General features: G+C 66.8%; 9 protein-coding genes. 5 read left to right on the top strand and 4 right to left on the bottom strand.

All coding sequences use genetic code 11. The features are described from left to right. Positions 1–659: 659 nt before the first annotated feature. The gene (locus LCD33_RS20815) at positions 660–2,219 is read left to right on the top strand and encodes a hypothetical protein (RefSeq protein ID WP_224978170.1); all 1,560 of its coding nucleotides are present in this window, start codon (positions 660–662) and stop codon (positions 2,217–2,219) included. Position 2,220: 1 nt separating this feature from the next. Here the strand turns inward: LCD33_RS20815 and LCD33_RS20810 are convergent, their stop codons facing one another. Continuing rightward, positions 2,221–3,147 (bottom strand): DNA adenine methylase, encoded by a 927-nt coding sequence (locus LCD33_RS20810; RefSeq protein WP_224978169.1) that lies wholly within the window; start codon positions 3,145–3,147, stop codon positions 2,221–2,223. An 816-nt stretch (positions 3,148–3,963) separates the two neighbouring features. Between LCD33_RS20810 and LCD33_RS20805 the strand changes: the two genes are divergently transcribed. Continuing rightward, positions 3,964–4,392 carry a VOC family protein gene (locus LCD33_RS20805; RefSeq protein ID WP_224966623.1) on the top strand — a complete coding sequence of 143 codons (429 nt, stop codon included), beginning with the start codon at positions 3,964–3,966 and terminating at the stop codon, positions 4,390–4,392. Here LCD33_RS20805 and LCD33_RS20800 read toward each other — a convergent pair. Together LCD33_RS20800 and LCD33_RS20795 are read right to left on the bottom strand one after the other, a co-directional pair. Beyond that, on the bottom strand, positions 4,364–4,729 hold the full coding sequence (locus LCD33_RS20800) for a hypothetical protein (protein WP_224966624.1): 366 nt from the start codon (positions 4,727–4,729) through the stop codon (positions 4,364–4,366). The two genes, LCD33_RS20805 and LCD33_RS20800, sit on opposite strands and share 29 nt — an antisense overlap. A gap of 87 nt (positions 4,730–4,816) precedes the next feature. Beyond that, on the bottom strand, positions 4,817–5,374 hold the full coding sequence (locus tag LCD33_RS20795) for a TetR/AcrR family transcriptional regulator (RefSeq protein WP_224966625.1): 558 nt from the start codon (positions 5,372–5,374) through the stop codon (positions 4,817–4,819). Positions 5,375–5,462: 88 nt separating this feature from the next. On the opposite strand from LCD33_RS20795, the gene LCD33_RS20790 reads away from it, so the two are divergent. After that, positions 5,463–5,921 carry a nuclear transport factor 2 family protein gene (locus LCD33_RS20790; RefSeq protein WP_224958550.1) on the top strand — a complete coding sequence of 153 codons (459 nt, stop codon included), beginning with the start codon at positions 5,463–5,465 and terminating at the stop codon, positions 5,919–5,921. A 12-nt stretch (positions 5,922–5,933) separates the two neighbouring features. On the opposite strand, the gene LCD33_RS29020 is transcribed toward LCD33_RS20790, so the two are convergent. Then, a complete protein-coding gene (locus tag LCD33_RS29020) occupies positions 5,934–6,062 on the bottom strand; it encodes a hypothetical protein (protein WP_255614775.1) in 129 nt (42 codons plus the stop codon). Positions 6,063–6,204: 142 nt separating this feature from the next. Here LCD33_RS29020 and LCD33_RS20785 point away from each other — a divergent pair, with 142 nt between their 5' ends. Together LCD33_RS20785 and LCD33_RS20780 are read left to right on the top strand one after the other, a co-directional pair. Then, on the top strand, positions 6,205–6,810 hold the full coding sequence (locus LCD33_RS20785) for a TetR/AcrR family transcriptional regulator (RefSeq protein ID WP_224978168.1): 606 nt from the start codon (positions 6,205–6,207) through the stop codon (positions 6,808–6,810). Between the two features lie 26 nt (positions 6,811–6,836). Beyond that, positions 6,837–9,995, top strand: coding sequence for a bifunctional cytochrome P450/NADPH--P450 reductase (locus LCD33_RS20780; RefSeq protein WP_224966626.1), 3,159 nt, complete (start codon positions 6,837–6,839; stop codon positions 9,993–9,995). Positions 9,996–10,045: the final 50 nt, after the last annotated feature.

Genomic DNA, 10,045 nt, shown 5'->3' with positions numbered 1-10,045 from the left:
GCAGGCTTTTTTTCTTTTTTTTTTTTACCCCCCCCGCCCCCCGCGGGGCGCCCCCCCCCCCGCGGGGGCCGCCCCCCCCCCCCCCCGGGGGGGCCCCCCGGGCGTGCGGCTGGCGCCGGTCCCGTCGACCCCCGGCGTCCGGGGCGCAGAAGGAAGGCAGGCGGCCAGGAACCACGCAGGGGCCGCAGCGATGAGATGTGGACGGCAACGCTGACAACAGCACGCACCGTACTGGCTTCCGAATCCGCCAGTCGGGTAGCCGCTTTAGACAGGTTCAATAGGGCAGTGCTGGGCACGCTGTAAGGGGGCCGGCTAGCCACTTCCTGCGGGTGGCCTCAACTCGCGGGGCGTAGTGGGTTGCCTGGCTGTGGTCACTGGCGAAGATCCTCCAAGCGCGCTAACGCCGCCAGTATGACGTACCTTGAAATGAACTCTAAAGCCGCAGTTCGGCGGAGGCTGCTTTCCGCTCATGCGGAGGCGGTCCGTCCATGCGGTGAGGACAATCAGGTGACCGCGTGCTCTCCGCGGGCGATGCACGCAACTGACAGCCCAGCTACCAGCATCGCTGCTGATCCTACATAATGCGTGCGAGAGGACGCCGCTGACAGGTAAGATCATGCTGATTACTGATGAATCCGCTGAGTTGTATAGGAGAGTTCATGCCCGGATGGCCGATCGAGGAGCGCGGTCTGGACGAGCTAGACCTCGACATTCATAATGTCCGAATACCTGGTGGTCAGCTTACCGATTCGTCGATCGCCAATTACCTTGTTGAGGAAGGCGACCTGCTGGATCTGGCCCGGGACATCCTCCGCGACGGCTATATCGATAACGAGATACCAGTAGTCACTGTCGAAAGTGGTCGATGTGTCGTACTGGAGGGCAACCGACGGGTTACTGCGCTGAAGGCAACTCGCGACCCCTTGCTGCTTGGCAAGGCAGCGCCTCGGATGCAACGGCTACTCAGTCGCTACCCGGAGTCTGATATCCCGACACAGATCCGAGTTATGTTCGCGCCATCTCGGGAAGCCGCCCAACCATTGTTGGCACGGCTCCACACTCGGAGCCCCAAGAAGGGGTGGATGCGGGAGCAGCAAGCCGTTTTCTATCACGCACAACTCTCTCCAACCACGACTGTCGATGATCTCCGTGCTCTCTATCCAAGCGAGCCAAAGATCTTGGATTTCATCCGCATGGGAGAGATGCGTGAGCTCATCCGTAGCCTGCACTACGACGACGCTGAGCTTGAGCAGTGGGTAAAATCGAGTAAGCTGAAGATGACTTCCTTTGAATATGCTTACGAGAGACCGAAAATCCAACAAGCACTCGGAATCTCTTTCGGGAAGGACGGGCTGCTACGGCCCCGTCGGGTCAGTAAAGGATTACGCCGTGGTCTGATCTACCTAATGAAGCAGTTCAAGGACAAAAAACTTAATACGCGTTCCCCTGAATTGATGGCCAAAAAAGACGAGCACGACGATTTTGTCGAGATTTTGCGAAGTATCGTTGAGGACGGCCCTCATGGGGATGTGGACGTAGCGGATCCCGAAGGTAACGATAGTGAGCAGCATGCTCGTGCGGGAGGTTCTGGCGGGTTTCGCGGGGGTTCCACATCTAATTCTGGAACAGATATGCATTCTCGCGCTGTGGATGAGGGCAGCGAATCGACTACGTCTACCAACGGAGCGCCAGACCCTGCCGACGCAGCATCTAAGCCGGTCGATACGACTGCTGAAGACCCCTCTGGCCCTAGCTCCCGTGGGTCGAACCGTCGTGATACGCGAGCGCGGCTGGATATGGATGGGTTTGAATACAAGGGATCCTCTGCGGGGATGCGACGACGGTTCGAAGAGCTAAAACAACTCAATGTTCAGGGATTTCCTAATGCTGCATATGATCTGCTGCGTACGATCTTGGAGTGTTCTATTAAGGAATACTTTGCAGCTCAGGGTAGGCAGGACTTACTGGCAGGAAGCCAGATCGGCCATTGCGTCAACGAGCTTGCGAAAGAATTTCAATCCAACCAGCGGATGACCGCGCTCGTCAACAGCGTAAACGATCTTAAGCGAAAAGGAAGGATGGATGCCTCTCAATTCGCGGCTACTACTATGTCGCTTAACGCGAGCAATCATGAACCTGACTTGATCGTAGCTGGGGCTCAGGTGCATGAGGCGTGGGATCGCCTCAAGCCTATTTTGATCGTGATCGTAGGTCAATAATTCATAGTTCCGAGGGTTTTTCGCGCAGCTGCTCGTCTTCAGCCGAGGCGAGCAGCTTTGCGACGCGCCGCGAAGTAATCATTAGCTCGCTCGCCTTGCCTGTCCGATGTGCACTGTAACTGAGTTGATAATCACGTGTATCATATTGACTATAAAGATTCCGAATAAAATCTGATGGATCGTAAGTAACTACCCAGTTTCCATCTGGCTGATTCCCCAGTGCGGTAGCCAGATCTGCATGATCGCGATGAGTGAAAGAGTTAAGGTATAGGCTTCCGCCCATGTCAACGTATGGGGGGTCAATATAAACAAAAGCAGAGTCGTCGGAAATGTACTTCTGGGCGACGGATATTCCGTCCACGTTCTGCACTTTGATGCGATACCTGAGGTTGCCTATCGAGGCGATTCTATCGGCGAGTTGGTCACGGTTGAATCGGGCGTCGATTTTGTAGTTTCCTAGCTGTTTTACTCCCCCGATGGGGCCAGCATTAAGAATTCCTGATCTATTAGTTCTATTGAGGTAAAAAAATGCAAACCCAAGTGCGAGGGAGTTGGTTTCATCGGCGGCTCGGTAGATCGCTTTCTGGCGGCGCCATTCCTCTACGTCCAAGGGCGTATCCTGGACCAGCGTGGCGAACTGGTCAGCGTTCTGGACTGCGGACTTCCAGAAACAATAGACTGCGGGATCTATGTCATTGATGACCAGGTTCTGAACTCGATCCTGTTTAAGCAGGGCGATCCCGGCGCCCACTCCGCCTGCGTAAGGCTCGACATAGGTTGTGGGTGGGGTCTCAAGCCTTCCGATAATGTCACCGAAGAACCCTGCCAATGCGGCCTTGCCGCCTGGGTAGCGCAGCGGGCTGGCCGCTCGTGTCCTACCTGTAACTCGGACAGATATTGGCGCCGTCGTTTCGGCGTCGGCGATCATTTCGCACCCCTCAAGCGGCTTTTGTCCAATTGGCGCGCCCGGCACGCAGCCACGCGGCAACGCCCAGAGCAGTAGCGAGCTCCAGCACGGGCACAGAACGCTGTGCCGCACCGCGCGCAGGCATGGGTCTTGCCTGCGCGCCGCAACTGCTCATGCCTGAGATACCCGATCTGCTGCGTTAGATCAACATCTGACAGTACCGCCACGTCCATGTAACGATCATATCCGTTACTAGATCAACAGCAAGCAAGCCGTATGGAGTGGTTGCCTCCTGCTTGTTGGCTCTCGAGGACGGGCAAGACGTCGTAGATCAAGTCTCGGAGGTTGCCAAGAAAGTGCCAACCATCGATCGCCAGCGACGTCATACGACGACAGGTGACCGTGTGCTCGGTGTCGGCGTCCATGCAGATGGACGGTCATGTCGTCAGGTGACGGCAAACGTTGATGATCGCGGACGCGAGAACCGTGGGTTCTGGGTTCGATCCCCAGGCGCCCCACCATCCCGCCTGGTCAGAGCGTCGTTCGGTTCCCGGATCAAGATCGCATCCACACAGAACCCACACGAAACCAGTTTGACTCTTTAGCGAAGGCTGCTTCGAGCGCCGTCGCCGCGTCCCGGCTGACCGTCTTCCGAGCCATGTAGACGTCCTGGGTCATCGACACCCGGGAGTGCCCGAGCAGGCCCGCCCCTGACGCGGTGAGCCCCGGGGCAAGAGCCCGATGCGGTGAGGGGAGACCGACCGCGTCGCGTGCGCACGGATCCTGATCGGACGCCGAGTCGGCCGGAGTCGTCGGGGACGTCGTTATGCTGCGGGGATGGAGCAGCGGGTGAGCCTGGTCACGCTCGGGGTGGACGATCTGGGACGGGCGAAAGCGTTCTACGAGCGGCTCGGGTGGCGCGGGCAGGAGCTCAGCGAAACCGTGTTCTTCCAGACCGGCGGCAGCGCGTTCGTGCTGTGGGGTCGGGAGGCGCTCGCGCGGGACTGCGGGCTGCCGGTGGATCGCGGGTTCGGCGGCGTCTGCCTCGCGCACAACGCCCGGTCCGCGGCCGAGGTCGACGAGATCGTCGCGGCCGCCGAGGCGGCCGGCGCTCTGGTGACCAGGCGTCCCGCTGAGACGTTCTACGGCGGCTACGCGGGCGTGTTCACCGACCCGGACGGGCGCCCGTGGGAGATCGCGCACAACCCGGATTTCCCGCTCGCCGCCGACGGTTCCCTCACCGTCCCGGACCTCGGCGCCCAGTAGCCGAGTGCTTCCGCAGGAGCGCGGGCGACGGGCGGAACCACCGGCGCCCGACCGCGACGTGCACCGCGGACAGCACGACGAGCACCAGCGGCAGCAGCAGGTAGCCGACGAGTCCGGCGGTGAACTCGCCCGACGTGCCGCCCACGTCCGGCGACGTCCCGGTGATCATCACCAGGTCGAAGGCGGCGAACCCGCCGGTCACCAGCGTGCCCGCGAAGAACACCACCAGAACCCGGCGGGCCTGCCCGGCGATCGTCGTGTTCAACCCGCCCTGCACCAGGTAGCCGCGCCCGGCGACGACCACGATCGAGGACCCGGTTCTGCGGGTAGATCCCACTCGTCTTCCTCGTTCAGGATCCAGCGGTCGTGTCCCATGGCCCGATGACCGTACCCAGTGATCGGTCGTGGTGGGTCGGGTTCCGGATCAGCGGTGCGTGAGGAGGGCTTCGGCCGCTGCTCGGGCGTGGTGGGCCGGGGCCGGGGTGCCGGTGATCGCGGCGGTGGTGATGGCGCCTTCGACGAGGACGTTGAGCTGTTCGGCCAGCGCGCCGGCCCGCGCCTCGCCGGCGTCGGTGAGGAGCGTGGCGAGGTACCGCTGCACCTCGGTCTTGTGCTCGCGGACGACGGCGGCGACGGCGGGGCTGGTGGCGCCGAGCTCGCCGAAGGAGTTCAGGAACGCGCAGCCGTGGAAACCCGGTTCGGAGAACCACTCGTGCAGCCAGTCGAAGACGGCGAGCACCTGTTCGGCGCCTCGGGCGCGGGTGATGACGGAGCGGGCGAGGGAGTCGCGCCACCGCCCGTCGCGGCGCCGCAGGTAGCCGACGACGAGCTGTTCCTTCGAGGGGAAGCACTGGTAGAGCCGTTTGAGCGAGACGCCGGAGGCGGCGCGGATCTCGTCCATGCCGACGGCCTGCACGCCGCGCGCGTAGAACAGCTCCTCGGCGGCGTCGAGTAGCCGGGTGGTGGCGGTGCGCTGGTCCATCGGTCTGCTCCCTGGCGTGGAGAACGTGCGTTCTCTAGATTAGCAGCGCGGAGAACGCACGTTCTCCAGCGTGCGAGAGGAGAGCACCATGACCGGACGTCCCCCGTACCCGCCGTTCGGCGCGGACACCGCGGCGCAGAAGGTGCAGGCCGCAGAGGACGCGTGGAACACCACCGACCCGGAGGCGGTCGCGCTCGCCTACACCGAGGACTCGGTGTGGCGGAACCGGGACCGGTTCGTCACCGGCCGGGCGGAGATCGTCGAGTTCCTGCGGGAGAAGTGGCGCCGCGAGCTGGACTACGCGCTGCGCAAGGAGCTGTGGGCGTTCACCGCGGACCGCATCGCGGTGCGGTTCCAGTACGAGTGCCGGGACGCGGACGGCCGCTGGTGGCGCTCGTACGGCAACGAGCTGTGGGAGTTCGCGCCGGACGGGCTGATGCGCCGCCGCGAGGCCAGCATCAACGACCTCGCGATCGACGAATCGCAGCGGCGGATCTTCGGCCCGCGCCCGGCCGAGCAGCGCGGGGTGCCGTTCCCGCTGCGGTGACCGCGGTCGTCGTCATCCGCGCGCGATGACGGCTCGGACCAGCGGTTCCGGGTCGTCGTCCGCTCCTCGCGCCGTGCGGCCCAGGTCGAGCAGGTCGTCGAGCGGCGCGGTGATCCGCCCGGTCGTCCCCGGACGGCTCATCCTCGGATCACCCTGCGGTGAGCATCCATGACCGCGGCGGGCCGGTGGTCCGAGGCTCGCGGCGTCCGCATTCCGTACATGTACAGTGGTTCGTACATGTACGGAAACCGGTCGCCGGGCCGGTGCGCACGGGAGGTGCGACGTGACGTCCCAGACCGCTCGCCAGCGGGTCCGCGGTGAACTGCGGCAGGAGATCCTCGACGCCGCCGAGCGGCTCATCCGGGACGAGGGCTTCCCCGGGCTCACCATGCGCAAGCTCGCCGGGCGCCTCGGTTGCGCGCCCATGTCGCTGTACTCGTACTTCGCGGACAAGCAGGCGATCCTGCGCGCGCTGGCCACCCAGGGCTTCGAACGCGTCGCCGCCGACCTCGCCGGCACCGGCGGGCAGGGCGGCGTCGACGGGCTCCGCGAGCTGATGCTCGCGTTCGTGCGCTACGCGCAGGACGACCCGGTGCACTACCGGGCGCTGTTCATGAGCGGCACCCCGGCGGACAAGGCGGACTGCCCGGACGAGGTGAACCCGGCCTACCGGCTCGTCGCCGAGCGCGTCGCGGGCTGCCTCGAACAGGGCGTGCTCGCCGGGGACGCCACCGCGATCAGCACCGTGCTGTGGACGACCGCGCACGGCGCCGCCTCGGTGCTCGTCACGTTCGGGCACCGGCCCGCCGACTCGCCGGACGCCTACGCGGCCGCCGTGGTCGACAACGCGCTCGCCGGGTTGCGGGCCCGTCCCGCCACCCGGCTCTGAACCACCCGCTCCCGCAGGAGATGCCGATGACCACCGCCCAGGAACTCGTCCCGATCCCGCAGCCCAAGCCGAAGCCGCTCGTGGGCAACCTGCTCGAACTCGACGGCGGCAAGGGCGTGCTGCGCTTCGTGGAGATGGCCGCCGAGCACGGCCCGATCTTCCGGCTCCAGCTGCCCGGCCGGAGCCTGATCATCGTGCAGTCCCAGGAGCTCGTCGACGAGCTGTGCGACGAGGAGCGGTTCGACAAGGCCCTCGGCTCCGCCCTGGTCAACGTCCGCGACTTCGCGGGCGACGGGCTGTTCACCGCGTGGACCGAGGAACCGAACTGGCAGGCCGCGCACCGCATCCTAATGCCCGCGTTCGGCCCCGCCGCGCTGCGCACCATGTTCGACGGCATGGCCGACATCGCCGAGCAGCTGCTGCTCAAGTGGGAACGCCAGGGCCCGGAGCACCGCGTCGACATCGCCGACGACACGACCCGGCTCACCCTCGACACGATCGCGCTGTGCTCGTTCAGCCACCGCTTCAACAGCTTCTACGCGGAGCGGCTGAACCCGTTCGTCGAATCGATGGTGCGCGGGCTCGTCGAAGCCGGGGCGCGCCCGCGGCGGCTGCCCGGCCAGGAACTGCTGATGCGCGGCACCCGCAAGCAGTACGCGGCGGACGTCGAGCTGATGCACCAGGTCGCCGACCAGCTCATCGGCGACCGCAGGCGAAACCCGCTGCCGGCCGGGGAGAGCGACATCCTCGACACGATGCTCACCGCGGCCGACCCGAAGACCGGGCGGCGGCTCCCGGACGAGAACGTGCGCCACCAGCTGGTCACCTTCCTCATCGCCGGGCACGAGACCACCAGCGGACTGCTCACCTTCACGCTGCACGAACTGCTGCGGCACCCCGAGGTGCTGGCGACCGCGCGGTCCGAAGTGGACCGGGTGCTGGGCGACGAGGCGCCGCGGTTCGAGTACCTGAGCGGGCTCGGCTACCTCGACCAGGTCCTCAAGGAATCGCTGCGGCTGTGGCCGACCGCGCCCGCGTTCGGGGTGTCGCCGCGCGCCGACGGGACCGTGCTCGGTGGCCGCTACGAGGTGAACCGGGACGACGAGCTGCTCGTCGTGGTGCCCGGGCTGCACCGGGACCCGGCGGTGTGGGGCGCGGACGCGGAGACCTTCGACCCGGACCGGTTCACCTTCGAACGGGCCGAGGCGCTGCCGCCGAACGCGTGGAAGCCGTTCGGCAACGGGCAGCGCTCCTGCATCGGCCGCGGCTTCGCGCTGCAGGAGGCGACGCTGTTCCTGGCGATGCTGCTGCAGCGCTTCGACATCACCGCCGCCGACCCCGACTACCAGCTCAAGATCAAGCAGACGCTGACGATCAAGCCGGAGGGCCTGTTCATGCACGTCCACCGGCGGGACCGGCGGATCGTGCACGGCGGCGCCCCCGCCGAGCGATCCGCGCCCGAGGTGGCGCAGGCCGAACCGAACGGCGTGCCCGTGCGGGTGTTCTACGGCTCCAACTCGGGTACCGCGCAGGCCTTCGCGCAGCGCATCGCGAACGACGCCACCGCCCGCGGCTGCACCGGCGAACTCGCCGAGCTCGACGCCGCGGCGGGCGACCTCGGGCCGGACGGCGTCGCCGTCATCGTCACCGCCTCCTACGAGGGGCAGCCGCCGGACAACGCGCGCGAGTTCGTGCGCTGGCTGCGGGAGCAGCCCGACGGCTCGCTGGACGGGGTGCGGTACGCGGTGTTCGGCTGCGGCAACACCGATTGGGCGCGCACCTACCAGGCCGTGCCTGCCGAAGTGGACGAGCAGCTGGCCCGGACCGGTGCGAAGCGCCTGCTGCCGCGCGGCCGGGCCGACGCGCGCGGCGACTTCTTCGGCGACTTCGACGACTGGTACGCCGGGTTCTGGGAGCCGGTCGCCGCCGAGTTCGAGCTCGGCGACGCGACACCGGCCACCGGCCCGCGGCTCACCGCGGAGCACGTCGGGGCCGTGCGCGACCCCATCGTGCGGGCCAACGACCTGCAGTGGGGGACGGTCGTGGCGAACCGGCCGCTCAGCTCCCCGGACGTCGGCGCCAAGCACCACGTGGAGATCGCCCTGCCCGAGGGCGTCCGGTACCGCGCCGGGGACTACCTGGCGGTGCTGCCGGTGAATCCGCCGGCCGTGGTGGCGCGGGCGCTCAGCCGCTTCGAGCTGGCCCACGACGACCAGGTGGTGCTGCGCGGGGAGGGCACCTCCCTGCCCACCGGTGCGCACGTCGCCGCCGGGGAACTGCTCGGCAGCTACGTCGAACTCGGCAGGCCCGCCACCCGCAGGCAGCTCGACGAACTGGCCGGGGCGACGGTGTGCCCGCCCGACGCGCAGGCGCTGCGCGCGCTGGCCGCCGACCCGGAGGTGCACGCCGAGCAGGTGCTGCGCCCCGGGGTCACCGTGCTGGAACTGCTGGAGCGCTACCCCGCCTGCCGCCTCGACTTCGGCGCGTTCCTGGCACTGCTGAGCCCGTTGACGCCGCGGCAGTACTCCATCTCCAGCTCTCCCCGGTGGAACCCGGAACACGCCACGCTGACCGTCGCCGTGCTGAACGAACCCGCGCGGTCCGGCGCGGGCACCTACGAGGGCGCCGCCTCGAACCACCTCGCGCAGGCGCTGCCCGGGTCGAAGGTCGCCGTCACCGTGCGCCCGTCGAACGTGGCGTTCCACCCGCCGGAGCTGGACGTGCCGCTGGTGCTGGTGTGCGCGGGCAGCGGCATCGCCCCCTTCCGCGGTTTCCTGCAGGACCGGGCGCTGGCCGCGGCCGAGCAGGGCGTGCGGCCCGCGCCTGCGCTGCTGTTCTTCGGTTGCCACGGCCCCGAGTCCGACCAGCTGTACCGGGACGAGCTGGCCGAGTGGGCGGCGGCCGGAGTGGTCGACGTGCGGCCCGCGTACTCGGCGGAACCCGACGGCGGCGTCCGCTACGTGCAGGACCGGCTGTGGGCCGACCGGGCCGAGGTCGCCGAGCTGGTCGAACGGGGCGCGACCGTGTTCGTGTGCGGCGACGGGCAGCGGATGGCGCCCGCGGTGCACCGCACCTGCGCCCGGATCTACGCGGAGGTCACCGGTGCGGACGAGGAGCAGGCCGCGGAGTGGATGACCGCGATGGAGCGGGACCGGGCGCGCTACGTCGCCGACGTCTTCGGCTGAGCGGCGCGCGGAAGCGGCGCGGGGTGCGTTGCCCGAGCCGACCCCGATGC

The organism is Saccharopolyspora sp. 7B, assembly GCF_020177435.1.
GTDB classification, from domain to species: domain Bacteria; phylum Actinomycetota; class Actinomycetes; order Mycobacteriales; family Pseudonocardiaceae; genus Saccharopolyspora_C; species Saccharopolyspora_C gregorii.
Note: the sequence above shows the minus strand (reverse complement) of the source record. Positions and strands in the feature narration are given on the sequence as shown.